Genomic DNA, 22439 nt, shown 5'->3' on the forward strand with positions numbered 1-22439 from the left:
CCCAGCTTGCTCAATGCCTGCCAACGTGCATGCGTGTTTCCTGCACCGGGATTTGGTAGTTGCGGCATCAAGCGCAAATGCGCATGCACGCGTTGCGCGAGCGCGGAATTCGAAGAGGTCGAGGAGATGCCCGGCAGATCATTCCGGGCCAAGGCTGATTGATACATAAGCCAACCTAGACGATGGTTCGTCAATCCCAAGTGAGTCAGATATCCAATTCCCTCACGTGCAGGGCACGTTGACTCCACCGTGTGCGACGCGGCCCCGACCGGGATCGGCACCGATGCATCTGCACCGACCTTCCGGCCGAATCGCAGCGCTCGCATGTCGGCGCGCGAGAAGCCTCTGGTTCATGGCCCGCTTCCAGAGACAAGTTGTGCGTATGAGCTCGCCACAAAAGATGGTGCCCGATCCAGCAAGGCGAGCTGCGGGGCCAACTGGCGGTAGACCTAAGTGATCGATGCGAGCAAGAACTAAACAGTGACCACAGCGTTGCAACGGCGATTGCGTCAGACGATGGAACCGGACTCGGCCGTTCTTGACCCCGGTCGTCGACATTCGACGCTGCTGCGTTCGACCGCGACGCACTGCGGGTGCGGCACGGCAGCGACGAGGAAAACGCACACGTCATCGGTGCCATGTTCCGCTACGAGCGCCGGCCTCTCCCGCCCATCATGCATGCCCTGCCCGAGGTCATTCGCATTCCCCAAGATGCCGGTCGGGTGCCGGAATGGCTGGCGCAACTGTCGCACTCTGATGGTCGAAGCGCGCCACGCGCAGGCCGGCGCGACGCTGATGGTGTCGCGGATCATCGACTTGATGGTCATCCGCGTGCTGCGCAGTCGGGCCGAATTGGAGCCGCTGCACGCACGCTGGCTGGGCAGCCCGGCAGGCGCACGTATCGGCCGTGCGCTCGCGGCTATCCATGCCGATGCCTACCGCCGCTGGAGCGTGGATGACCTCGCCCGTTGCGCGGGCATGTCGCGGTCGGCATTTGCCGCGCAGTTCGCCGAGATCGCGGGCGAGCCACCAATGCGCTACATCGCACGTTGGAGGCTGACGGTGGCCGACGAACTGATCCGCTCCGGTGGCATCAGCGTTGGCGATGCAGCACGCCGTGTCGGATACGATTCGGAAGCTGGCTTCAGCCGCGCATTCAAAGCCTTGTTTGGCCACGCGCCGAATGCGGCCAAACCTCCCGCAACGGCATCGCGCTAGATGCACCACACCGCACCAGCGATGGCGCCGCCGCCTTCGGCTCTCAAGCCGATGGGACGGAGCTGCTGCTGCGGAAGCGCTCGCGGTAATCGCCCGGTGCCACACCCAGCAAGCGCAGGAAGGCACGACGCAGGGTCTGTTCGTCGGACAGACCGGTCAGCGCCGCAATGCGCTTGATCGGCAACGTGCCGGACTCCAGCAGGCGACGCGCGGCCTCCAGACGCAGCGTTTCCACTGCCTTGGCCGGCGTGACGCCACACTTGCTGCGGTAGACGCGAGCGAAGGTGCGCGGCGACATGTTCATGCGGCCGGCCAGCACGTCCACCCGCAGATCCTCATGCAGATGGGCCGCCATCCAGCCGTGCAACTCTGCGAAATCGCCGCCGGTGCTGGCCTGCGCCGACAGCGGCGCACTGAACTGCGACTGCCCGCCCGAGCGCTTGACGAACACGACCAGCTGTCTGGCCACATCGATGGCAAGCCGGTGTCCGTGATCGTCCTCGATCAATGCAAGCGTCAGGTCGATCCCGGCCGTGACACCTGCCGAGGACCACACGTTACCGTCGCGAACGAAAATTCGGTCGGCATCGACCTGTACGCCAGGATGCAGATTCGATAGCCGCGCTGCCCAGTCCCAGTGCGTTGCGGCGCGCCGCCCTTCCAGCTGCCCAGCAGCGGCCAGCAGGAACGCACCTGTGCAGATCGAGCACAACCGGCGCACGGTCGGGCCACGCGCCGCCACCCACGCCACCAGACCTGCAGAGGCTTGGTACACGTCACCGCGGCACCCGCCGGGTGCCATCAGCGTATCGATCGGGGTGTCCTCCAGGCTGGCCAATGCCACAGAGACGATCTGCAGCCCGGCGCTGGTGGTCACCAGGCCGCCGTGTTCGGATGCGACGGTCATCGTATAGCGCAGTCTCCCGTCGGCCAGCGGCCGGCACTGATTGGCGGTGTGCAGCGCCTGGACCGGCCCGGTCAGATCGAGCACGTTCATCTGGTCGTGGGCGAGCAGCACAACGTGACGCGATGGAGAAGAGTCGGACATGGACGCCTTGTGCAGTCAATGCGGGAAATCGGGATATTCGAACGCCAGCGCGACGCCCCTGGCGGTCGCACGACCGTATCGCTGCATGATGCCATCGAGCGCAGTGTCCAGCGCCGCCACCGGTACCAGATCGGCAGCGATCAGCAGCGGAGCGGCAGTCCCCGCCTTAAGCGCCCGATCGGGCAGGATGCGCAGTCCGTGACGTGTCACAAACGGCTCGCCAGTGGCTGACACGAGAGAGGCCTGGCTGCGGCCCGTCGTTGAGTACGCATCGATCGTCAACGCAAGGGCACCCTCATCGATTCCCGCCCTGCCCAGTACGTCGATCTGGTCGCGGCCGTGCAGCCAACGGTTGGTGTACAGCACTTTTGCCAGTGGCACCGCCGTCGTGCCCAACCGCGGCGAAAAGACATCGCTGTCATGCTGCGCCGACCACGCCACGGCACCGACGCCCTGGGCGACGTTCCGCGCCGTCTCAGGCCCGCTGATGGCCTCCACGAGCGCGATGGACGCGGGGATGGCGGCGCTGACGCCAGCGGTCGATATCCAGTTTCCATCGGCAACATAGCGTCGATTCGGCGTCCAGCGTATCGCCGGATATTGCCGTGTCCGCGCAGCGCCGGTCGACCAATGCGCGGTGGCGCGCCGCCCATCGAACATCCCCATCTGCGCGGCGACCAGGGCGCCGTTGCAGATGGTGACGATCGTGGCGCCCTGCCGGGACTGCCGCTTCAGCCACGCAAGCAGGCGCGGCGTGGTTGCCTGCGCCGGCACGATGATGTAGTCGGCGCCCAGTGGATGGGTCGCATCGAATTGCGCCACCGTGGTATCGGTCGCGATCCGGAACCCGGGCCTGCCAAGATCGGTGAATGTGGAAAGCGGCCCCGCGTCGAGCGTCACCGCCGATACGTCCATCGTGCCAGCGCGGGACAGGATCGCGAAAGGCACCAGGAAATCGCTGATTTCCACACCTGCGTTCTCTGCCACCACCGCAATCACTGCGCGCGAGCGGTTGGGACGCGCCCGATAGGCGGGGATCGACATAGCTTCTGTGGGTGACGCTCTCGATGTCCCGGCTGCAGGTGGCGTCGCCTTCGATGGCGGCCCAGCGCACCCGGCTAGTACCACGCATGCAGCCAACGCGGTGTGCCGAACCAATCCAGAGAAGATGCCGGTTGCCATGGTGCTGCCGTAGCTGGGTGGAGTGCGGGCATTCTTCGCCCGCCACCCTGCGGCAACAATGCCGCTGTTGCGTCATTTCCTGCCATGTGTCGGTGCCGATCTGCGATGCCGGTGGTGTCGCCTGATCCGGCCTGCGGTCCAGGACGCATGCTGGCGACGCGCCGTGCGACGCGTGCACATGCATCCCCCGATCGAGTCATCGGACCCTGCCCCGACGCGGTGTTCTTGATTGGACGCGATACGTCCAGCATGGACGGCACCGCTGGCGCCACGCGACGCCATGACCCAGCGATTCCCTATCCAGAGAGGTCGCGTCCATGACGATGTCTGAGTTGCCGGGCCAGAGCGGGACGCTCGGGGCCGGTGCACTGCCCTCGCCTCGCGATCAGGCAAGTTGGCTGGCGGCGATTCGAACACGTCATCGAATGCAGACGTGCGCGAAGCGTGTTTCAAACAGGAGAGTCGCACGATGAAGCCCTATTTGCTCTCGCTCGGCGCCGGCCTGCTGGTCGGCGTGATCTACAGTCTGCTCAACGTGCGCTCGCCAGCGCCACCGGTCATTGCGTTGGTCGGTTTGCTTGGCATCCTGATCGGTGAGCAATTGCCGCCTCTTGTACGCCAGCTGACAACGCGCAGCCAGGCCGAAGCCTCGTGGATCGGCCATCAGGTCAAGCCGCATATGTTTGGGCATCTGCCCGCAGGCAAACGCACATCGACGGATGCACCGCAAGCGCCATCGCCGCCACCCGCGCAAACCGACGGGGGCGATACGTAAGCGCACCTGTCTATCCGGCCTGATGGTGCATGCCGCCTGCGCAGCCCCGGCTGCGTTGCCGGCCGGAGCCTTGCTGCGACGGCGCGTCGATCGGTCGATTGTTCCCTGTGGCGATGCGCCGCGAGCTACCGAACGGATCGCCGGCTTGATCAACCAAACACGACACCACACGCGGCGTGTAGCAAGTGGCGTCCCGGGTCAAACGGCGTACAAGAACGCTTCGCGTGCAGATGCCTCCTTGCAGCGATGGCATCGATTACCCATGGCCGGCAATGCCGTCGCTCCACCCTTTCCCGAAGGAACTTCCATGCGTCCGTTACTTTCCCTGAGCCTGTCCGCTGCGCTGGTGTTGAGCGCGATCCTCCCGGTCCTTGCCGATGCCGCAGCACCAGTGTCGGTGGGTCCGCAATACGACACCACGCACGTCTATGTGGCACCTGCCGATGTGGATGCGTTCGCGCACAGCTTCGCCGCAACCTTCGGCGGGCAGAGCACGCGCCAGGTGATCGCCACGGTCACGCCGACGCCCAGCAGTACCAGCTCGCAGTTGGTGCAGACGCCGGCAGGCACCGTGTCGTTGTTCGGATTCCGCACACCGGTGCCCCACCCCTTCGGCAGCGAGCGCACCGGCTACCTGGTGACCGACATGCAGCAGGCAATCGCGGCCGCACGTGCTGCCGGAGCGGAGGTGCTGGTTGCACCGTTCAAGGATCCGATCGGCATGGATGCGGTGATTGCCTGGCCGGGCGGCGTCAGCATGCAGCTGTACTGGCACGACAGCGCGCCGCATTACCCACCGCTGGCGACGATTCCGGAGAACCGCGTCTACGTCTCGCCCGATCGCGCCGATGCGTTTGTCAAAGCCTGGCTGAGGTTTTCGCATGGCAAGCTGCTGCACGATGACCGTCATGCGGACGCAACGCTGATCGGCCGGCCTGGCGCCATGTACCGCAGCATCGTCATCAGCTCCGGCTTCGGTGCGCTGCAGGTGCTGGTGACCGACGGCCACCTGCCCTATCCGTATGGGCACGAGCTCACCGGGTACGCCGTCGACGACCTTGCGGCAACGCTCGCCCGCGCCACCGCTTCCGGCGCAAAGGTGTTGGTGCCTGCCGTGACCGCATCGGGTCGACAGTCGGCGATGGTGGAATTTCCCGGTGGATATGTCGCCGAGCTGCACACCGAACTCCACTCCTGATTGCATATGTCGTTACGCTTCACACTGCCCCTGGCGTTGCTGCTGTGCCCGTGCGCAAAAGCATGGGCACAGGCTTCCGTCGATGCCATTGCCGCGACACCGCTGCGTCCTGCCATCAAGTCCAACCGCTGGCAGGAAGACTGGTCGCCACTTGCCGATCCGGCGCTGCGCACGCACCCGTTCGATCGCCTCAAATATGTGCCGCTTGGCGATGTGGGCTACGCATCGTTCGGCATCAACCTGCGCGAACGCTTCGAAAGCAACCACACGCCAGCGTTGGGGATCGGACGCGAGAGCGACAGCTATCTGTTGCACCGGCTGCAGGCGCACCTGGATATGCGGGTCGGCGAGCACCTGCAGCTGTTCACCCAACTGGAAGACGTCCGCGCAGTGGACAAACGCCGCATCGGCCCGGCCGATGCCAACCGCGTCGACCTGCGCATGGCCTTCCTCGCCTACACCGCGCCGCTGGGCACTGGCCAGATCAAGCTGCGCATGGGCCGGCAGGAGTTTGCCTTCGACCTGCAGCGATTCGTCTCGCTGCGCGATGGCCCGAATGTGCGCCAGTCCTTCGATGCGGTGTGGGTCAACTACGAGACCGGCCCATGGCGCTGGATTGCGTTTGTCAGCCAGCCGGTGCAGTACGCCGATGTCCGTAGTTTCGACGATCTCTCCAACCGACATCTGCGCCTTGCTACCGTGCGCGTCGAACGCCACGTCCTGGGCAGCGACGAACTGTCGCTGTATTACGCGCGCTATCGGCAGGACGACGCCAGCTTTCTCGATGCCGCCGGCAACGAGCGACGCGACATCCTCGATGCCCGCTTCGCAGGTGTACACACCGGCCTGGACTGGGATATCGAAGCGATGGGGCAACGTGGAAAGGTCGGCAACAGCCGCGCGCGTGCCTGGGCGCTCGGCCTCAAGGCGGGCTACACCCTGCAGGACACTGCGCTGATGCCACGTCTGGGGCTGCAGATCGATACCGCTTCCGGCGATCGACATCCGGGCGATAGACGGCTTGGAACCTTCAACCCGCTGTTTCCGAACGGCGCGTACATCAACCTAGCGGGCTACACCGGCTACAGCAACCTGCTGCAGGTCAAACCGATGCTCACCCTGCGGCCCACTACGCGCCTGAGTGTCACTGCCGCGTTGGGCCTGTTATGGCGGCAGAGCACCGCCGACGCCGTTTATGTGCAGCCGGATATTCCGCTGGCCGGCACCGCAGGCAACGGTAATCACTGGACGGGCAGCTATCTGCAGCTGCGCGGTGACTGGGAGCTCAATGCAAAGCTGCAGACCGCCATCGAAGCAGTCCATTACCAGGTGGGTGACACCGTGCGTGCCGCCGGTGGCCACGACAGCAACTACGTTGGCTGCGAGATGAAGTTCATGTGGTAGCTGGCGCTGGATCGCCCGCGGCCGCGCCGAGACTGTTGATGACCAGGACGGCATGGCGAACGGATGCGCGCGTGCGGCTGAAGCATCTTTGCGTCGATAGACGCAAAGGTGAATGAATGCAAAGCACCGCTGCCCCGTTGATGCCCACATTTTTATGGCAACGCGCTTGCGCAAGCGATCGCGCCTGGGCTCCTTCCCTCTCGCACGGCATACAGGGGGTTAGCCTGGACGCGCCGTACCAACGTAGAGTTGTCCGTGCCACCTTTTGATATATATCTTCCACCTTGGAACCGAGAGGAATGGAGAATCGATGATATGAGTTACTCCGTTCAAACCGTCGCAGTCCGTTCCAAAATCGTCTATGACTTCCACGATGTTATTGCCACCACCTTTGACCCATTGCTCCACGCGAATCTTGAGGCGATAGGCATAGGGCCGTTGCATGCCCTGGGGATTCAGGTCCATCGCCTCTCTCGCTTCAATCACTCTTCCGGTGATGACAAGATCAGCATGGTGAACCGCTTCTTCCTCGGTGAATTCATTGAACGGGCCTTTTCCAATGGGCTGGCAAGCAAGGGAACAGAATGGAAATGAAACACCAAGTATGGTGACCAGTAGATACGCAAGAGTTTTCATGAAATCAGAATTTCGGATCAAGTGGCGCCACCGGCACAACATGGAGTTGGATGAAGTAAGGCAGCGGAATGTCAGCGCAGTAGCGCATGACTTCCGCTCCCCAGCACGACCATCGTTGGAGCAAGCATGCCACAACCCACATCACGCTGCTTGCCAAGGGCACCTGACACGCACAGCGACCAGAGCCAGAGACTAACGGGCTCTAACTGCCAACGGAGCCATGTCCACTTCTCAAGCAAGTCCGAAGCTATGGCTTGAACTTGTGGAATAGTCTTTTCGACATCAGCACCCACATCCGGTTGCGGGTCTTGCGATATGGCCAAGCGTGTTTTTATCGCCCACCGCTATTGAACATCCGGATATTTAAATATCTTGCAAAAATAGCATCTACTTCACCCTGCCCCCACCAGAGCAGATGGGCTTCCACCTCGCTGCATTGATTAACACACGACAAGAAAGCAGCTGCGATGTCGGCCATTCAAGTCACACTGGTCTACGGCTATGATCTGGGCATCGCATCGTCATGGCGTTCGACTAGTTATCGGTTCGCGCCAAAGGCGCTGGCCGCGGGTGGTGGTGTCTCAGCACCAAGCATGCAGTAGACGCTGCGGATAGTGGGCGACTGCCGGTAGTGGCTGCTGCGGTCTGGGCCAATCTATCGCTTGAACGTAGCCGAGGTGCTAATCATGTCGCAACGACGCTGGCGGCCTTGCCAACAGCCTTGCATGTGCCTGCTTCTTCCTTGATAGCCAAGGCTTTGTCCAGCTCTGCGCCGCCCTACTCAGCGTACTCCGATCGCAACCAGCGGGTAGCAATCGCGACCGCAAGCATGGCGGCGGCAACGAGCATCAGCGCGGCTGTCAGCCCCCAACCGTGGGCGGCGAAGCCGATCAAGGCGGGGCCGGCCAGGACGCCGGCGTAACCCAATGTCGTCATCGCAGTGATCGCCAGGCCCTCGGGCATGGCACGCTGTTGACCGGCCATCGAAAACAATGCCGGCGCGATATTGGCGCATCCCAGTCCGATCAGTGCATAGCCCGATAGCGAGAGCTGCCACCAGGGCATCAGTACTGCAATCAGAAAGCCCAGGCATGCAGCCAGTCCACCTAGCATGATGGATCGGACGCGGCCTACGCGCTGCACCAATGCATCGCCAAACAGCCGCGTGGCAGTCATGGTCAATGCAAAGACCACATAGCCTGCGCCGGCCACGGCGGTATCGACACTGCGAACCTGCGTCAGGAAGACCGCGCTCCAATCCAGGATGGTGCCTTCGGCGAGAAACACGACAAACGCCAGCATGCCGATCAACAAGACGCCAGCCCGCGGCCAGGCCAGCAGCGGGCCTGGCTGAGTGCCCTGCTCCGCTCTCCAATGCGGGGCAGCCAGCGCAGCGACGAGCACGATGCTGAGCATGCCGATCATCGAAGCGATCGGCGGTGCGATGCCCAGGCTGAGCAGCACCGTCATCAGCAAGGCGCCGGCAAAGCCGCCGATGCTGTAGAAGGCGTGGAAGCCGGACATCATCACCTTGCCGCTCTCGCGCTCGACCGCGACTGCCTGCATGTTCATCGTGCAGTCCATCGCGCCAACCCCGGCGCCGAACAGAAACAACACCGCGCCCAATGCCGCTGCCGATTGCATTGCGCTCAAGAACGGCAATGCTACGCACATCATGGCAACGGTGGCCAGCATCACGCGCCTGCAGCCCGCGCGTGACGCCCACACCCCGGCGACGGGCATCGCCAGCAGCGATCCGGCACCCAGGCACAGCAGGACCAGTCCAAGCCTCGCTTCGTCCAATGCCGATTGGTGCTTGGCGAAGGGAACCAGCGGCGCCCAGATCGACACGGCGAATCCGGGAATGAAGAATGCGGCGCGGGTTGCGTGCTGTTGCGCACGGTGGGAAACACGAGAAGTCATCGATGATCCAACTGCAAAGACATCGCCTGCCGAGCACGGACGGCGCAAGAAGCGACCAAGAAGGACGGCGAATCGTGGTCAGGTCGCCGTGACTGCGCACTCGGCAGCGCAGTGTCCGCGTGGCATGGCTCGCACCTCGCACCTCGCACCGGCCGCTTCCGCCCGGCGATGACCGCGGTCTTTTTTTGGCTGCGCCAGGCGCTCAGGACAGATCGTGCAAGTCCTTGTCCAGCACCGGGCCAAGCATCCAGTCGGAGAAGTGGACCTTCAAGCCCTCGCGTTCTGGCGTGCAGGTCATCGGGCCCACCAGATAGCGAGCAGCGACCGGGAATGGGCATAGCCGCACCAGCGGCCAGTAGTTGCCGTCCTTGGACGCTTGCAAACGCAGTACGCCCTTGTCGACGGTGGCGCGGATCCAGAAGTCCGACGGATCGGCTTCGTAAGGACCTGTCGCCCAATCCGACTTGCCATCGGTAAGAACGCTGCTGAGCATCGCGCGGCCGTCGCTGAGCTCGATCCCCGCCTTGACCCACTGGCGCTCATTGACGCGGATCATCAGGCCGGCCTGATCGTAGAGTTGCTCGAATTTGGCGCGGACGCGCAGCTGGCAGGTAAACGCCGCCGGCGCCGCGATGCCGAGAAAGTGCCCACTATCGCGGGTGAACCCGTAATGGGTCTCGCGCCAGAAGTCGGTACCCTTGTCGGTCACGACCTCCAATACATTGCCGTCCACACTGCGGTGCGATTTGGGCTCGTTCAACCATTGTCCTGGCTTCCAACTGCCTGATGGCGCCGCGCCGGCACCGGTTGCCATGACCACGCCACCAGCGGCCAAGCCGCCCAGTGTCGCCCTGCGCGCGATATCGACCTGGTGTTTTTGCGAACCCGTCATACGTATTCCTCGTGACGAAAAGGCAAGGCTCTTCGATGCTTTCTCACAGTCATCGCAAAGCCGTTAGCGTCAATTTGTACATCCGTACCAATTGGCAAGTCAACTCTGGATTACCATCGCCTGGTCGATACGTGCGCGAACACAGATGAGCGGCAGGACCTGGCAGCAAGACCCACATCGAAAAGAACACATCGAGCAGGCCACCTTGCAGGTGGTCGTCGACCATGGCGTGGCCGGGACGACCTTTCGCAAGGTTGCCGAACAAGCGCAGGTGCCGTTGGGCGCGACCACCTACTACTTCGGTTCCATGCACGAGCTGCTGATCGCGGCATTCACCCGCTTCTCGCAGGAGGTGTCGAAAAACTTCGCTGCCGAGATCCGTGCTGCGAACAACCGCGACCAGGCCTGCGATGCGGTGGTGAACATCATCTTTGCCGACAGTACCGCCTCGCCGCGGATCCTGCTGCTGAGCTACGAGCTGTACGCGTTTGCGCGCCGCCACCCGGAGATGACGGCGATCATGGAGCAATGGATGGCACGCAGTCGCGCGGCGCTGGAGCTGCATTTTTCCAAGCCCGCTGCCAGTGCCATCGATGCCTTGATCGAAGGGATGACGATCCATCGCTCGGTGGTGCGCATGACCAAGAAAAGCGTGCGCAATGCGGTGGGACAGCTGGCCTTGCTGTAATGCATGCTGGGCGCCGTCCTGTTGGGAAATGGGCGTAACGGGCCATCGCCTGCATGACGACAGACGGATCGTTTGCACACCGAGCCATCAGGTGATGTGCTGCGGATGTGGCTGTCGCTCGTCGACCAATGCATGCGTGTCCCAAAGCTATCCAGCATTCTTTTACATTCAAATCGCCATGACCAACCCATAGGCCGTGCTTGAGCTATCTCTCGCTGTTCGCACTGTCGTTGATTGCCGCCACCCTGCTCCCTGCGCAGTCGGAGGCGGCATTGGTTGCGCTGCTGCTCGATGGCGGTTCGGTCGTGTGGCTTGTGGCCGCCGCGAGCGTGGGGAACGTGCTGGGCTCGCTGATCAATTGGTGGATCGGGCGCGAACTGGTGCGTTTTCAGGGGCGACGCTGGTTTCCGGTGACGCCGCAGGCCCTGGCACGCGCGCAAGCCTGGTATGGCAGCTACGGCAAATGGTCCCTGCTCTTGAGCTGGATGCCGATCATCGGCGACCCGCTGACGCTGGCGGCCGGGGTCATGCGTGAGCCGCTGCGTGTCTTCCTGCCGTTGGTGGCGGTCGCCAAGACCACACGTTACGGTGTGCTCGCATGGGCAACGCTGACGCTTGTGCGGTAACGGCAGGCAGGTGAAGCCTGCCGGACGTGCAACGCACATGACGCGGCGCGCCATCGATGCGCATGGCCGCGCACGGGTTCTTAACGTGGCATGCCTATGCTTGCGACGCGCCGCAGCCCATCTGCTGCGCATCCAGGGACATTGCACAATGGACATTGCAAAGGAGATCGTATGAAGAAGCTGCACAGCATGCTGCTCGCCGGGTGCCTGCTTGGCCTGAGCACCCAGGCCTGGGCCGAGGTGGCCAACCTGACCAATAGTGCCGATGGCGCCAACCGCGAGGCCGGTATCGCAGCGGTGAAGAAGAAACTTCAGGATGCCTGTACCTCACGTCAGGGCAAGGTCGACATGGCCTCGTTCGAGGTGGTGTTCGAAAAAACCAGCACCAATCCCGACGTTCCCAAACCGTATTATGTGGACGGCAAGATCAAGTGCGATCTACCGTGATTACCAGACACGCGTAGCGCGCCTTACCGCGCCGCCGCATGCATGATGCAAGGCCCCGCAGATGCGGGGCTTTGCATGTGTGGCGCCGGGATGCAGGTGGTGCGTTGCAGTCGCCGTCGTTGCTGGATCGGCACATCGCCCTGCAGTGTCGCCGTCAACGCCGCGCTGCACGTGCTGCACCTGCTGCACCTGCTGCAGGGCATAGAGTTGCGCGCGCAAGACAGGTACGCTGCCGGTCTATTAAACGACAGGATGTTCTCATGGGTCTGATCCAGGCGGTGGTGGCTACGGTCAGCGGCGTCTTGGCCGACCAGTGGAAGGATTTCTACACCGTACCGACGGGCCTGCCGGCCACGGCGGCGCTGTTTGCGGCGGTTGCGCAGGGCAGCAACGCCGGGCGTGGTGCCAACACCGCAACACCGATCAATCGCATGCGTTCGAGCGCGAAACCAAGATCGATGCCAAGGCGGTGAGCGGTACCGACATCAAGGTCGATACGATCATCGGCACGCGCAACGCGCAGATCGCTGGCGACAATGTGTCTGCCTACCGCACCCGGGTGCGACGCGAGAGCGATTGACTGGTGACATCCGCGCTGCCTTCGGTTGCCGGGAGTGCAGGCAGTCCGACTGACGCGATGCGGCAGTGTCGTTGCGGTGCGGCGCAAGCATCAGGCACCAGGCGGCCTAAGTTGTATCGGCTGAGCTGTCGCTGCCACGGGTGATGCGCTTCAAGCCATGGCGGCGCTGACTGCCGCTGCCTGCAGCTGCGCGCGCGCCAGGTCCAGCGTTGTCATGATCTGCACCACTTCGTCGAGCGGATGCAGCGGCGACTCGCGACGGCCTTCTCCGATGTAGCGTGCGGCCGCGTTGGCCTGCCATGACAGCCCGTCGTAGCCCTGAATGCCGGTCGGGTCTGTCCATTCGACAGGCGTACCGGCGTCATCGTTGCTGCCGATCCGCAGCCTGGACGGATTGTGGAAGTCCCCGGCCAGGTCGATGCGCCCTTCGGTGCCGGCGACGTAGGCCATCGAACTGCTGCGCGCGACGATGGAGCTGATCAATGTCGACTGCGCCTGCGAGCGATGCGACAGCACGACAGTGGAAAAGGCATCCACGCCGGTGTCGGTGAGTTCGCCGACGGCAGCGATCGCGGTGGGCGCGGACAGGATCATCGAGGAAAACTGCACGGCGTAGACGCCAAGATCCAGCAGCGCGCCACCGCCAAGGTCGGGCCGTCGTTGCCGATGTGCGGGGTCGCTGGGCCCACGCTGGCTCAGGTCGGCAAACACCTGGCGCACATGGCCAAGTGCGCCGTCGGCAAGCAATTTGCGGATCACCGAGGTGTGCGGCAGGTAGCGGGTCCACATCGCTTCCATCAGGAACAGACCGCGTGCACGCGCTTGCTGTACCAGCAGGCGCGCGTCGTCGGCGCAGGTGGCGATGGGCTTTTCGATCAGCACATGCTTGCCCGCACGTAGCGCAAGCAGGCCGTGCTCCAGATGCTCGCTATGCGGCGTGGCGACGTAGACGATATCGACGTTCGGGTCTTCCACCAACGCCTGATAGCTGTCGTACGCACGCTCGATCGCCCATGCCTTCGCAAACGCGTTCGCACGCTCCCCGCTACGCGAAGCAACTGCCACCGCGCGTTGCTGGGTATTGTTGCGTAACGCACGCACGAAGGCGGTTGCAATCGCGCCCGGCCCCAGCACGCCCCAGCGCAGGGATGGCTCGCCTTGGCCAGGCACGAACAGATCGGGCTCGGGAACGTGGAGCAGTGGCATGGGGTCGCCGCGTTGTCGTGGAGCGGTCGATGCTAGCAAACCACGCGTTTCGATCGGCGCGGCATGGCGGCTCAGGCACAGGACTGCAACCCCGCGCAGCGAACACGGCCGGTGCGCGTGCTGCATTATGTGCATCTCATGCCCGGCCTACCGATCCGGTTCCCCGCCTAGCGGGCGGCAGGCCGCCAACCGGCATTGAGCGCATCCTGCGCCGAACAGAAATAGCGCTCGCCCTTCTCGGTCGAGATGCTGGTACGCGCGTAATCGCGTTGACCGGGCATGTGAAAGATCTTGCTGCCCTTGCCCGAAATGTTGCCCTTGATGACGCACCCGCCCGGCACCGCTGCCGATACAGTTGCCGACGCGCGCGCAGCAATCTGCTGCCGCTTGTTGCGGCGGTACTCGGCAGGCTGCTGGAAGGTTCCCTGCCAGAGATTGCGTTTTTGCTGCTGTGCGATGCGCTCATCGGCGATGAACGCGGTGGCGTATTGGCGATACGCCACCGCCCAGCCGTTGCGCACCATCCAGCCATTGACCGATTGCCCTTGTACAAAGCAGTCGGCAACCAGACGCCCGTAACGGTCGGTATCGGTTTGCCGACAAAGCACGGTCTTGTCCATCAGGTAACCGTCCAGCGCCGCCGCGGAACGACGACCGCAAGGCCACGCAACGCCATCCGCGCCATTGCACTGCTGTGCGCTTTCCGGCGCATCGATTCCCCATAACCGGATGCGCTTGTGCGCCACGGTAATGGTATCGCCGTCGGTGACGGCAGCCCGACCGACAAGCTCTGCTGCGCTGGCAGGCAGAACGAGCGCGACACCAACAACACCCCACACCCATCTGAACAACATCGACAACAACGTCCCTTGGCGATCGGTAGAAGTCGTCCATGCGTTCTTCCCGTGTATGCACCCTCAGCCGGATGGCCTTGCCCGGCGCTGTCCTGACGCCAGACGTCCACGCGGCAGTGCCGACGCAGGGCCGGCACTGTAGGCGAATGCGGTGGGGATGGCTATCTCCTGCAGGTTGCGCGCAACGATCAACTGGCGACGCACTACATCGCAGTGTGCGACGCATCCGCGGGCACGGCGTGCATGGCGCGCACGTCACCTGCCTCGCGTTGTTGCACGCTCGCCCTGCCCTGCTGGGCGCACTGCCAGGCATCTGGCTGTCTGGCCGCCTTGCGTAGTAACAGCAACAAAAGAAAACCCGCCCGACGCATGATCCGCGCGGGCGGGTTCTCGCATTGCGGCTTACTGTGGCGTAGTTGCGGTTGCGGCCGCTTCGGGCGTCACGCGCCAGATGATGTTGGCCAGGTCGTCGGCCACGATCAACGCGCCGCGCGGATCGACAGTGACACCGACCGGGCGGCCGCGCGTCTTGCCGTCATCGCCATGGAAACCGGAGACGAAGTCGATCGGCTGACCCGCCGGGCGACCGTCGCGGAACGGTACGAACACCACCTTGTAGCCCACTGGCGGGTCGCGGTTCCAGCTGCCGTGCTCGCCGACGAATGCGCCGTCGGCAAACTTCGCGCCCATCACCGGCGACGAGAACGCCACGCCCAGCGCGGCCACATGCGAGCCCAGCGCGTAGTCGGGTGTGATTGCAGAGGCCACTTTCTGCGGATCCTGCGGCATCACCCGCTCGTCGACGTTTTTGCCCCAATAGCTGTAAGGCCAGCCGTAGAAGCCGCCTTCGCGGACCGAGGTCAGATAGTCCGGCACCAGGTTCGGGCCGATTTCATCGCGCTCGTTGACCACTGCCCATAACGCACCGGTGCCGGGCTGGATGGCCAATGCAGTGGGATTACGCAGGCCGGTGGCGTATGGCTTGTGCGCGCCGGTTGCCGCGTCCACCTGCCAGACCTGCGCACGATCGACCTCGGCGACCATGCCGCGCTCGGTGATGTTGCTGTTGGAGCCGATCGCCACATACAGGTAGCGACCGTCCGCACTGGCGGTGAGCGCCTTGGTCCAGTGATGATTGATGGCCGATGGCAGATCGGTCACCTTGCTCGGTGCGCCGCTGGCCTTGGTCTGGCCCTCGCGATAGTCGAAGCGCAGCAGCGCGTCCTGATTGGCGACATACAGCGCGTTGCCGATCAGCGCAAGCCCGTAGGGCGCATTGAGCTTGTCGGCAAAGACCGTCTTCATTTCATAGGTGCCATCGCCGTCGGCATCGCGCAACAAGGTGAGGCGATTGCCGCTCTTGGCCTTGGACGTGCCCTTGGCCTTGATCGGGCCTGCGATGATGTCCTTGGGCTTGAGGTTTGGTGCAGAGCCGCCGCGGCCTTCGGCCACCAGGATGTCGCCATTCGGCAGCACCAGCGTCTGGCGCGGAATGCCGAGCTCGGTCGCGATGGCGGTGATGCGATACCCCGCCGGCACGGTCGGCTTGCGGTCGCCCCATGCGGTGGGCTCGGCGATCGTCATGTCGGGCAGTACCCCGCGATCCGGGGCCGGCAATTCCGGCGTGGCGCCGTGCTGATCGAGCTCGGGCGCCTTGCCGCAGGCGGCCAATGCTGCGGCAAGGACGGAGACTGCAAGCACATGTGTGTAGCGGCTCATCGTGCACCTCCCATGCGCAGACCAGACAATCCCGCCCAGGTGGCGACCAAAGCGAACAGCGTGGCGATTGCCGACAGCGTCAAAGCCGCCGGCATGATGGCCCAGGCATCGCGCGCGTGATGCAGCGCATCGAAGAATCCGACGATCCAGGTGGCCACCAATGCGAGTACATAGATGACGTTGCGGCTGCCGCGCACAAGCCCGACGATGGCGGCCACAAGCGCGAGGGTGGTCACCACCATGGCCCCCACCAACAGCCAGGACGCGAAGTTGGCCCATTGGATCTGGTAGCTGCTCCAGTAGGCATAGTCGCTCAATAGCGCGCCAAGGAACAAGGGCCATACGCCGCCGAGCACGGCTGCATGGAATGGATGGATGGCCCAGCGACGGGGCAAAACGACAGCTGCATTCATGGCGGACTCGTTGGGGGCAATGGCGAAACGTGCCCCGATGCTGCCAGCTGGCGTGTGATGAGCAGGACGATTTCGCGTGCACCGCCCCGGCCATGCCATGAACGCACTGTTGCACGCGCCGGGTCGTTGCGCGGTTGCGCCTGGCAATGCTCAAAGGCCAGCTGGCACCGTCCTGCTGTCGGCATCCATCGGTGCCCGCTCGCGCAGTTCGATCAGACACCTCGCCGCTCATCCCGCCACACGACCACTGGACCGGCATACCGACCACAGGTCATGGAGTGCTCGGTGCAGCGAGAACGCGCTCTTAGGCTGGCCGCATCCACTCAGGGAGCAGGCAGATGAAGACGATCGGAGCAGTGATGCTGGCAGCGGTATTGAGCGCAGCAGTGGTAGCGCGTGCTGCACCACCTGTCGCGGCTGCGCCCGCCACCACAGAATTGGCACGCGAGGCGGTGGCGTCTTGGGTCTGCGCAGAGCGCTGCGCACTTACGTGCTGCAAACCGCTGGATGGTCCGTTGCCTGTCTAATCGTGGGCTGCCATCGCCCCGCTTGCAGAGAGTGTCGGCGCATCAAACGATCTCGGCGCATCACACCGTTACCGCCACGCGGTAATGAGCGCACCTCATAACTGCATGCGGTACACGCGGCTGGAACGGCGAGGCGGATACGGCATGCTGGCGCCATGTCCTGTCCAGACGCATCGCGGCGCGTGCATGGCCCATCGCGCAGCCGCCCAGGCCTGCGGCTATCGCATCACGCAAGGAGATAACGCTTGGATTTCAGCGCAGCGACCCCTAGATCTGTATCTGACAGACCCACCACTTCGGTGCGTCGGCCTCACGTGCTCGCGCGCGTCGTGGCCAGCGTCCTTGGCGCGGTCGCTGTCTGTGTGGTTGCCCCCTCCCCCGCGGCAACACATTCCCCGGAGTCCATCGGTATGCCCATCTCGGAAAGTCTGTCGCCCCGACAACAAGCCATCGCACCGATTGCCGCGTTTGCGGCGACCGGCGATATCGGCCGTTTGACCACCGCATTGGAGGCAGGCCTGGACACCGGGCTGACCATCAACGAATGCAAGGAAGTGCTGGTACAGGTCTACGCATATGCCGGCTTTCCGCGCAGCCTCAATGCGCTGTCGGCGCTGATGCAGGTGGTTCAAGCGCGGCAACAGCGCGGCCTTGCCGACACGCAGGGCGAGCTGCCGGGTCCGGTGCCGACCGGCCCGGAACTGCTTGCGTTGGGCACCGCCAATCAAACGCAGCTGGTGGGGGCGGCGGTGTCTGGGCCGCTGTTCGAGTTCGCACCGGCCATCGATGCCTATTTGAAGACGCATCTGTTCGGCGACATTTTCGCGCGCGACAACCTCGATTGGGTCAGCCGCGAGCTGGCAACGGTGAGCATGCTCGCAGCGCTGGAGGGGGTGGACTCGCAACTGCAGTCGCATCTGAAGATCAGCATGCACATCGGTGTGAGCAGCGCGCAGCTCAATGCGCTGGCGCAGGTGCTGGATACACGGGTCGGTGCGGCGGCCGGCACCCGCGCCAAGGCCGCCTTGGCCAAGACGCAGTGAGAATGCCGATCCGCTGATGCAGCCGCGGGCGGGCGATTCCGCCCGATGCGCTGCCGCGTGGCTGGGAGCGACCTGACCACGGTGAAATCGCCGCTACTGCATGCGTGCTTGCCTGCTGAATCAGTACCGGCCTGTCGACTATGAACGCCCACGCCCACACCTGCGGAAAGTGCGGGCACCGGGCCGGCCTCCACGCCGTGCCGTGCATGACGACTGGCGGCCCTGGCTGAGCAGATCGCTCAAACCTCACCGCCTTGCGCGATACGTCTGAGGCAGCGGTCACCGGCGTCCACACCAAGCGGGCTGAACCTCTGCAGGCTTCGGACGCTGGCTATGCGAAAAGCTTGTCCGCACCGCCCTCCTCCTCTCGCAATCGCCCAAGAACCTACAGGGGTTGCAAGATCGGATAATTAAATAACGCCCAGATCATCCTGGGCGTCCTAGAAGGCGACGACCTTGAGAAAATCCTCAAAAAATAAACTAAATTATTCAAATCATTCATTTTCTTCGCAACCGATTGCGCAATCAGCGCCGTTAGACGTCGAATTTCGCACAATCGGACGAGGCCGCTCGGCGCTGTGAGAGGACGTTTTTATCGCAATGACATCGGGGGACAATTTCGCCTGGACCGTTTAAACCATCGTCGCACTCAAAATTATTCAAAATCACGCTGCTTACAGCAGAGTCCGTTAGGGCGCCTAACTTCCGGTTGAATTCGCCACACGGCGTAAGGGATTTACCCACATCTTCAACGTGATTCCCCGATTACCCACGCTCTTCATCGCATTTAGGATGGCCGCCCTCTGCGAAATGTGACGGACTATTGTTGCGTTCGGTCCGACAATTTTCCATGTTTTGATCTGTTAGCCGCCTATTAGTCCGATATCGCTATGGAGTGAATCGGCGCTGCCTATCGCACGATCTTTTTCTCTGAATAGCAACTGTCCATTCAGACTTTAGAGTTAATGGCTAGCGCCGTTAAACAAACCGCAGGCACACGGCGAATGCATCAACGTATTTGCCGAGTACTTCGTCAGCGCAACTCCGAGGGGACGGACCGCTGTGGTTTGAAGTGAATAACACGTGAAATTAAACGCCTTCGTTGGTGACCGCCAGCGCTGGGACCTTCTGCGCCAAATTTCAAAATCAGCGGTAGCGGCGCGCCTACAACGGAATCGACCACGCTTATGAATCGCTCGCTACTTGCAACCACCATCGCCTCCTGTCTTGTCCTGACCGCATGTGGCGGCGGTGGCGGTGGCGGCAACGTCCGCAGTGAGCCGCCGCAGAGTACGGTGATCGCGCCGGCACCTACGCCTACCGCGCCGACCACCCCGGGCACCACCTCCGATCCGCTGCCCAAGACCGCGCCGGTTCCGACACCTGCGCCTGCCCGTTATCAAGGCGTCGGCAGCAATCTGCTGGTGCCGATCAATGCCGATCTGGCGCAGCAGGCCGGTGCCCGCGGCCAGGGGGTGAAGCTGGCGGTGCTGGACGACAACCTGATGCCGAGTTACGCGCCGATTGCCGGCAAGGTCGATGGCTTCACCGACTACACCGCCAGCCCGGGTACGCCCGAGTCGTCGTCCAACGCGCTGCGCGGCCATGGCACCATCGTCTCGGCGCTGGCGTTAGGCTCGGCGCAGGACGGCTTTGCCGGTGGCGTCGCTCCGGATGCGGACCTGTTCTATGCGCGGATCTGCGCAGAGAATTCCTGCGGTACCCAGCAGGCCCGCCGCGCGGCGGTGGATCTGGCCGCCTCCGGCGTGCGCATCGCCAATCTGTCGCTGGGCGCCTCGTATGCCGACGCCGCCGGCAGCGCCAATGCGGCAGCCGCCTGGCGGTTTGCGCTGACGCCGCTGGTGCAGGCAGACGCGCTGATCGTCGCCTCGACAGGCAACGAAGGCGCCGCCGAAGCCTCGTATCCGGCGGCGACGCCGGTGCAGGAAGCCAGCGTGCGCAACAACTGGCTGGCGGTAGGCGCGATCAATGTCGACAGTGCCGGCAATGCGGCCGGTCTGACCAGCTATTCCAACCATTGTGGCGCCGCTGCGCAATGGTGCCTGGTGGCACCGGGCAGCTTCACCGCTCCGGCGCTGGCCGGCACCGAATTGCAGGGCCAGATCGCCGGCACCTCGTTTTCCACCGCGGCGGTCAGCGGCGTCGCGGCGCAGGTTCTGGGTGTGTATCCGTGGATGAGCGCCTCCAACCTGCAACAGACCCTGCTGACCACCGCTACCGACCTGGGCGACCCGGGCGTGGATGCGCTGTATGGCTGGGGCCTGGTCAACGCGGCCAAGGCGATCAAGGGCCCGGGCCAGTTTGCCAGCAACTGGTCCGCCACCGTGGGTGCAGGCTACGACAGCACCTTCGGCAACGACATTTCAGGCAGCGGCAGCTTGACCAAGAATGGCAGCGGCAAACTCACCCTGAGCGGCAACAACACCTATACCGGCGGCACCACGATTGCTGACGGCGTACTGGCGCTGTCCGGCAGCCTGCGCTCGGATCTTGTGGTGGCAAATTCGGCCACCTTCGAGTCGCGCGGCGGCGTGATCAACGGCGGCTACAGCCTGGTCAACAGCACCGGCACCACCGCCATCGAATTGGGCAAGGGGTTGACCGTCACAGGCGTGGCCAGCCTGAAGGGCAATCTGCTGTTGCTGCCGGAAGCGTCCGGCTACAGCGTCGGCAGCAGCGAGAAGATCGTCAGGGCCGGTGTCCTGCAAGGCACGTTCGACCGCGTGCAGTACGCCAACAATTTCTTCTGGACCGCATCGCTTTTCTACGACCCGACCACCGTCACCGCAACCCTGACCCGCAATGCGTCGGCCGCCAGTGCGCAGGCCGCGGGTGCGCCGCAGGCCGTGGTCAACGGCGCTGCCCAGGCCGATGCGCTGGTCAAGGTGCTGGACACCCGCGTGGCATCCGGCGACACCGCAAATTTGGGTGGCCTGATCAGCGCCACCGGCTCGCTGCTGGCGGCATCCAATGCGCAGGTTGCCGCATCGCTGCCGACCCTGGCCGGCCAGGTGCACGGTATCGAGCGCACGCTGGGCTTCCAGTCGGCACTCAACGATGCGCGTGTTGCTGCCGATCGCCTGCCCTACCTGGCCGACACCACCACGCTGACCACCTGGATGCAGGGCAGCTACCTGGATGGCGATCTGAGCCGCAGCGGGTTTGCATCGGCCGACTACACCCAGCAGGCCACCACCTTCGGTGTGGATGTGCCGGTCGGCAGTGCCGGCACGGTGGTGGGCGCTGCGGTGACCTCCGGTCAGGACCGCGCGCACATCGATGCTTCGGCCAGCCGTCTGCGCTCGGACCGTTACGCGATGACCGCGTACCTGTACCAGCCGATCGGCCAGGCGTACCTGTCGGGCATCGGTTCTTATGGCATGAGCAATGTGGAGACCGAGCGCAACGTGCAGGCCGGCAGCGTCGGTGAGCGCTTGCAGGACCGTCGCCACGACACCAACTGGTCGCTGCGTGCGGAAGTCGGCCTGCTGCCGCATGCCGGGCTGTCGCCCTTCGTTGCCGCAGGTGTGGTCAGCCAGACCCAGGATGCCTTCAGCGAAGCCTCGGTGACCGGTCTGGGCCTGAGCGCCGGCAGCGATACCTTGCGCGCGGGGTATGCCGAGGCGGGCGTGCGCGGCCATCTGGCGCACGGCAAGTGGGGCTTCGATGGTCTGGTCGCCTACCGCTCGTTGCTGGGCAACCCCAACGCCGACTTCAGCGCCTGGTTCACCGGCTTGCCGGAAGCGCGCTTCAACGTGGCCGGGACGCCGGTGTCCAGGCAGGCCGTGCGCGCCTCGGTCGGCGTGCGGTACCAGGTCAACGACGCGTTCTCGCTGTACGGCAATGTGGGCGCCGAGCGTGGACGTTCCGATTCCAACAGCATCAACGCCAATGTCGGTGTGCGCTGGCAGTTCTGATCCAGCGCTGGCGGCGGTTGCGCGACGGCATCCGCCGGCCGCGTAACGCCAGCGACTGCGAAGGTCCCGGCATGCCGGGGCCTTCATCCGTCTCGATGCGCACCTGGCCGAGCGGATCGGCA

The 22439-nt window shown here is 63.9% G+C and carries 18 protein-coding genes and 2 pseudogenes; 12 read left to right on the forward strand and 8 right to left on the reverse strand.

Going from position 1 to position 22439, the window contains the following annotated elements; genetic code table 11:
- Nucleotides 1-557: 557 nt before the first annotated feature.
- Nucleotides 558-1218: pseudogene (locus tag FHY18_RS00845) on the forward strand (AraC family transcriptional regulator); the annotation flags it as partial.
- A gap of 43 nt (nucleotides 1219-1261) precedes the next feature.
- On the opposite strand, the gene FHY18_RS00850 reads toward FHY18_RS00845, so the two are convergent.
- Nucleotides 1262-2266: a GlxA family transcriptional regulator gene (locus FHY18_RS00850; RefSeq protein WP_259149403.1), complete on the reverse strand. Its 1005-nt coding sequence runs from the start codon at nucleotides 2264-2266 to the stop codon at nucleotides 1262-1264.
- A 15-nt stretch (nucleotides 2267-2281) separates the two neighbouring features.
- Entirely contained in the window at nucleotides 2282-3310 is a 1029-nt protein-coding gene (locus tag FHY18_RS00855; RefSeq protein ID WP_259149404.1) for a DJ-1/PfpI family protein, read from the reverse strand.
- A gap of 607 nt (nucleotides 3311-3917) precedes the next feature.
- Here FHY18_RS00855 and FHY18_RS00860 point away from each other — a divergent pair.
- From FHY18_RS00860 to FHY18_RS00880, 5 genes and pseudogenes are all read left to right on the forward strand, one after another.
- Nucleotides 3918-4223: a XapX domain-containing protein gene (locus tag FHY18_RS00860; RefSeq protein ID WP_259149405.1), complete on the forward strand. Its 306-nt coding sequence runs from the start codon at nucleotides 3918-3920 to the stop codon at nucleotides 4221-4223.
- 307 nt (nucleotides 4224-4530) lie between these two features.
- On the forward strand, nucleotides 4531-5421 hold the full coding sequence (locus FHY18_RS00865; protein ID WP_259149407.1) for a glyoxalase: 891 nt from the start codon (nucleotides 4531-4533) through the stop codon (nucleotides 5419-5421).
- Between the two features lie 6 nt (nucleotides 5422-5427).
- Nucleotides 5428-6825: an alginate export family protein gene (locus FHY18_RS00870; RefSeq protein WP_259149413.1), complete on the forward strand. Its 1398-nt coding sequence runs from the start codon at nucleotides 5428-5430 to the stop codon at nucleotides 6823-6825.
- A 315-nt stretch (nucleotides 6826-7140) separates the two neighbouring features.
- Nucleotides 7141-7419 carry a hypothetical protein gene (locus FHY18_RS00875; protein ID WP_259149414.1) on the forward strand — a complete coding sequence of 93 codons (279 nt, stop codon included), beginning with the start codon at nucleotides 7141-7143 and terminating at the stop codon, nucleotides 7417-7419.
- 482 nt (nucleotides 7420-7901) lie between these two features.
- Nucleotides 7902-8063: pseudogene (locus tag FHY18_RS00880) on the forward strand (RDD family protein); the annotation flags it as partial.
- A 175-nt stretch (nucleotides 8064-8238) separates the two neighbouring features.
- Here the strand turns inward: FHY18_RS00880 and FHY18_RS00885 are convergent.
- Both FHY18_RS00885 and FHY18_RS00890 read right to left on the reverse strand, forming a co-directional pair.
- On the reverse strand, nucleotides 8239-9384 hold the full coding sequence (locus FHY18_RS00885) for an MFS transporter (RefSeq protein WP_259149415.1): 1146 nt from the start codon (nucleotides 9382-9384) through the stop codon (nucleotides 8239-8241).
- A 202-nt stretch (nucleotides 9385-9586) separates the two neighbouring features.
- Nucleotides 9587-10198, reverse strand: coding sequence for a DUF1349 domain-containing protein (locus FHY18_RS00890; RefSeq protein ID WP_259152443.1), 612 nt, complete (start codon nucleotides 10196-10198; stop codon nucleotides 9587-9589).
- A gap of 223 nt (nucleotides 10199-10421) precedes the next feature.
- Here FHY18_RS00890 and FHY18_RS00895 point away from each other — a divergent pair, with 223 nt between their 5' ends.
- From FHY18_RS00895 to FHY18_RS22035, 4 genes are all read left to right on the forward strand, one after another.
- Nucleotides 10422-10964 carry a TetR family transcriptional regulator gene (locus FHY18_RS00895; protein WP_259149416.1) on the forward strand — a complete coding sequence of 181 codons (543 nt, stop codon included), beginning with the start codon at nucleotides 10422-10424 and terminating at the stop codon, nucleotides 10962-10964.
- Between the two features lie 200 nt (nucleotides 10965-11164).
- On the forward strand, nucleotides 11165-11590 hold the full coding sequence (locus FHY18_RS00900) for a YqaA family protein (protein WP_259149417.1): 426 nt from the start codon (nucleotides 11165-11167) through the stop codon (nucleotides 11588-11590).
- A 171-nt stretch (nucleotides 11591-11761) separates the two neighbouring features.
- Complete coding sequence (locus FHY18_RS00905) at nucleotides 11762-12037, forward strand: hypothetical protein (protein ID WP_055854279.1); 276 nt, start codon at nucleotides 11762-11764, stop codon at nucleotides 12035-12037.
- Nucleotides 12038-12350: 313 nt separating this feature from the next.
- Nucleotides 12351-12617 carry a hypothetical protein gene (locus FHY18_RS22035; RefSeq protein WP_259149427.1) on the forward strand — a complete coding sequence of 89 codons (267 nt, stop codon included), beginning with the start codon at nucleotides 12351-12353 and terminating at the stop codon, nucleotides 12615-12617.
- 150 nt (nucleotides 12618-12767) lie between these two features.
- On the opposite strand, the gene FHY18_RS00915 is transcribed toward FHY18_RS22035, so the two are convergent.
- From FHY18_RS00915 to FHY18_RS00930, 4 genes are all read right to left on the reverse strand, one after another.
- A complete protein-coding gene (locus FHY18_RS00915; protein WP_259149428.1) occupies nucleotides 12768-13823 on the reverse strand; it encodes a Gfo/Idh/MocA family oxidoreductase in 1056 nt (351 codons plus the stop codon).
- Nucleotides 13824-13990: 167 nt separating this feature from the next.
- Nucleotides 13991-14677 (reverse strand): thermonuclease family protein, encoded by a 687-nt coding sequence (locus FHY18_RS00920; RefSeq protein ID WP_259149429.1) that lies wholly within the window; start codon nucleotides 14675-14677, stop codon nucleotides 13991-13993.
- Between the two features lie 402 nt (nucleotides 14678-15079).
- Nucleotides 15080-16396 (reverse strand): sorbosone dehydrogenase family protein, encoded by a 1317-nt coding sequence (locus tag FHY18_RS00925; protein ID WP_259149430.1) that lies wholly within the window; start codon nucleotides 16394-16396, stop codon nucleotides 15080-15082.
- Entirely contained in the window at nucleotides 16393-16809 is a 417-nt protein-coding gene (locus FHY18_RS00930; RefSeq protein WP_259152444.1) for a hypothetical protein, read from the reverse strand. Before FHY18_RS00930 ends, FHY18_RS00925 begins: the two co-directional genes overlap by 4 nt.
- 937 nt (nucleotides 16810-17746) lie before the next feature.
- Between FHY18_RS00930 and FHY18_RS00935 the strand changes: the two genes are divergently transcribed.
- Both FHY18_RS00935 and FHY18_RS00940 read left to right on the forward strand, forming a co-directional pair.
- Nucleotides 17747-18379: a carboxymuconolactone decarboxylase family protein gene (locus FHY18_RS00935; RefSeq protein ID WP_259149431.1), complete on the forward strand. Its 633-nt coding sequence runs from the start codon at nucleotides 17747-17749 to the stop codon at nucleotides 18377-18379.
- 1187 nt (nucleotides 18380-19566) lie between these two features.
- The gene (locus FHY18_RS00940; RefSeq protein WP_259149432.1) at nucleotides 19567-22317 is read left to right on the forward strand and encodes a S8 family serine peptidase; all 2751 of its coding nucleotides are present in this window, start codon (nucleotides 19567-19569) and stop codon (nucleotides 22315-22317) included.
- The last annotated feature ends 122 nt before the right edge of the window (nucleotides 22318-22439 follow it).

Origin of the sequence: Xanthomonas sp. 3793 (genome assembly GCF_024806835.1) — a bacterium.
GTDB classification, from domain to species: Bacteria; Pseudomonadota; Gammaproteobacteria; order Xanthomonadales; family Xanthomonadaceae; genus Xanthomonas; species Xanthomonas arboricola_F.

Excerpts from the sequence above, each read along its gene's own strand:
- FHY18_RS00875 (WP_259149414.1), top strand. The coding sequence starts at position 7,141 with ATGAGTTACTCCGTTCAAACCGTCGCAGTCCGTTCCAAAATCGTCTAT.
- FHY18_RS00930 (WP_259152444.1), bottom strand. The coding sequence starts at position 16,809 with ATGAATGCAGCTGTCGTTTTGCCCCGTCGCTGGGCCATCCATCCATTC.
- FHY18_RS00865 (WP_259149407.1), top strand. The coding sequence starts at position 4,531 with ATGCGTCCGTTACTTTCCCTGAGCCTGTCCGCTGCGCTGGTGTTGAGC.
- FHY18_RS00905 (WP_055854279.1), top strand. The coding sequence starts at position 11,762 with ATGAAGAAGCTGCACAGCATGCTGCTCGCCGGGTGCCTGCTTGGCCTG.
- FHY18_RS00855 (WP_259149404.1), bottom strand. The coding sequence starts at position 3,310 with ATGTCGATCCCCGCCTATCGGGCGCGTCCCAACCGCTCGCGCGCAGTG.
- FHY18_RS00940 (WP_259149432.1), top strand. The coding sequence starts at position 19,567 with ATGAATCGCTCGCTACTTGCAACCACCATCGCCTCCTGTCTTGTCCTG.
- FHY18_RS00895 (WP_259149416.1), top strand. The coding sequence starts at position 10,422 with ATGAGCGGCAGGACCTGGCAGCAAGACCCACATCGAAAAGAACACATC.
- FHY18_RS00890 (WP_259152443.1), bottom strand. The coding sequence starts at position 10,198 with ATGGCAACCGGTGCCGGCGCGGCGCCATCAGGCAGTTGGAAGCCAGGA.
- FHY18_RS00850 (WP_259149403.1), bottom strand. The coding sequence starts at position 2,266 with ATGTCCGACTCTTCTCCATCGCGTCACGTTGTGCTGCTCGCCCACGAC.
- FHY18_RS00870 (WP_259149413.1), top strand. The coding sequence starts at position 5,428 with ATGTCGTTACGCTTCACACTGCCCCTGGCGTTGCTGCTGTGCCCGTGC.
- FHY18_RS00935 (WP_259149431.1), top strand. The coding sequence starts at position 17,747 with ATGCCCATCTCGGAAAGTCTGTCGCCCCGACAACAAGCCATCGCACCG.
- FHY18_RS00915 (WP_259149428.1), bottom strand. The coding sequence starts at position 13,823 with ATGCCACTGCTCCACGTTCCCGAGCCCGATCTGTTCGTGCCTGGCCAA.
- FHY18_RS00920 (WP_259149429.1), bottom strand. The coding sequence starts at position 14,677 with ATGTTGTTCAGATGGGTGTGGGGTGTTGTTGGTGTCGCGCTCGTTCTG.
- FHY18_RS00925 (WP_259149430.1), bottom strand. The coding sequence starts at position 16,396 with ATGAGCCGCTACACACATGTGCTTGCAGTCTCCGTCCTTGCCGCAGCA.
- FHY18_RS00885 (WP_259149415.1), bottom strand. The coding sequence starts at position 9,384 with ATGACTTCTCGTGTTTCCCACCGTGCGCAACAGCACGCAACCCGCGCC.
- FHY18_RS00860 (WP_259149405.1), top strand. The coding sequence starts at position 3,918 with ATGAAGCCCTATTTGCTCTCGCTCGGCGCCGGCCTGCTGGTCGGCGTG.